The organism is Tamilnaduibacter salinus (assembly GCF_003096655.1).
GTDB lineage: Bacteria > Pseudomonadota > Gammaproteobacteria > Pseudomonadales > Oleiphilaceae > Tamilnaduibacter > Tamilnaduibacter salinus.
The window spans coordinates 1-2,037 of record NZ_QEKQ01000016.1 but is presented as its reverse complement, the minus strand read 5'-3'; the positions used below and the strand labels follow the sequence as shown (position 1 = coordinate 2,037).

The following is a 2,037-nucleotide window of genomic DNA, read 5'->3' as shown; positions in this document are numbered from 1 at the left end:
TTTGGTGGGTCTGGGTGGACTTGAACCACCGACCTCACCCTTATCAGGGGTGCGCTCTGACCAACTGAGCTACAGACCCATTCTGGCTTGTCTTCGCCCCACCTGATCTGCGTTGCGGCCCTCGCTCAGTCATTCACGTACTCATGCACGCTCCTTCCTTCTCTCAGCCCGCGCCTTGTCAGCTGGCGCGAATCCGGCGCCAGAATCCATACGAGGATTCCAACCACCTAACGGGCCTGCAAGACCCTTTTACGCTCTCTTCATAAGCCGACTGAGTAATTCGTGTGAGCACTGATCCGGTGTGCTGTGTCGTTTAAGGAGGTGATCCAGCCGCAGGTTCCCCTACGGCTACCTTGTTACGACTTCACCCCAGTCATGAACCACACCGTAGTGATCGTCCCCCCGAAGGTTAGACTAACCACTTCTGGTGCAATCCACTCCCATGGTGTGACGGGCGGTGTGTACAAGGCCCGGGAACGTATTCACCGCAGCATTCTGATCTGCGATTACTAGCGATTCCGACTTCACGGAGTCGAGTTGCAGACTCCGATCCGGACTACGATGCGCTTTGCAGGATTGGCGCCCCCTCGCGGGTTAGCAGCCTGTTGTACGCACCATTGTAGCACGTGTGTAGCCCTGGCCGTAAGGGCCATGATGACCTGACGTCATCCCCACCTTCCTCCGGTTTGTCACCGGCAGTCTCCCTAGAGTTCCCGGCCGGACCGCTGGCAACTAAGGATAAGGGTTGCGCTCGTTACGGGACTTAACCCAACATCTCACGACACGAGCTGACGACGGCCATGCAGCACCTGTCACTGCGCTCCCGAAGGCACCAAGGTATCTCTACCAAGTTCGCAGGATGTCAAGGCCAGGTAAGGTTCTTCGCGTTGCGTCGAATTAAACCACATGCTCCACCGCTTGTGCGGGCCCCCGTCAATTCATTTGAGTTTTAACCTTGCGGCCGTACTCCCCAGGCGGTCGACTTAGTGCGTTAACTGCGCCACTAAGGATCTAACATCCCCAACGGCTGGTCGACAGCGTTTACGGCGTGGACTACCAGGGTATCTAATCCTGTTTGCTCCCCACGCTTTCGCGCCTCAGCGTCAGTGTTGGTCCAGGTAGCCGCCTTCGCCACTGGTGTTCTTTCCAATATCTACGCATTTCACCGCTACACTGGAAATTCCACTACCCTCTACCACACTCTAGCCAGACAGTTCGAAATGCCATTCCCAGGTTAAGCCCAGGGCTTTCACATCTCGCTTATCCAACCGCCTACGCGCGCTTTACGCCCAGTAATTCCGATTAACGCTTGCACCCTCCGTATTACCGCGGCTGCTGGCACGGAGTTAGCCGGTGCTTCTTCTGCAGGTAACGTCGCCCTTGCCGGGTATTAACCGACAAGCTTTCCTCCCTGCTGAAAGTGCTTTACAACCCGAAAGCCTTCTTCACACACGCGGCATGGCTGGATCAGGGTTGCCCCCATTGTCCAATATTCCCCACTGCTGCCTCCCGTAGGAGTTCGGGCCGTGTCTCAGTCCCGATGTGGCTGATCATCCTCTCAGACCAGCTACGGATCGTCGCCTTGGTAGGCCATTACCCCACCAACTAACTAATCCGACATAGGCTCATCCGATAGCGCAAGGTCCGAAGATCCCCTGCTTTCCCCCAAAGGGCGTATGCGGTATTAATCCGGGTTTCCCCGGGCTATCCCCCACTACCGGGCAGATTCCTATGCATTACTCACCCGTCCGCCGCTCGACGCCTGGGAGCAAGCTCCCATCGTTTCCGCTCGACTTGCATGTGTTAGGCCTGCCGCCAGCGTTCAATCTGAGCCATGATCAAACTCTTCAGTTTCAATCAAGCAGAACCTCAAAAAGGTCCTAAATCGGCTCAAGACAAAACTCACAAATTGCGAGTCACTGTCTCGATATCTATTACAGACACCGAACCAGCGCCCACACGAATTACTCAGTCTGCTTTTTAAAGAGCTGGGCTTTCGCCCTTAAGAGACCGCGCATGATACGCCAAATCTCTTTG

1 tRNA gene and 1 rRNA gene are annotated in these 2,037 nt (G+C 55.6%); both read right to left on the bottom strand.

Going from position 1 to position 2,037, the window contains the following annotated elements:
• Positions 1 to 2: 2 nt before the first annotated feature.
• Positions 3 to 79, bottom strand: a tRNA-Ile gene (locus C8D92_RS15485).
• A 235-nt stretch (positions 80 to 314) separates the two neighbouring features.
• Positions 315 to 1,854, bottom strand: a 16S ribosomal RNA gene (locus C8D92_RS15480).
• Positions 1,855 to 2,037 lie beyond the last annotated feature (183 nt).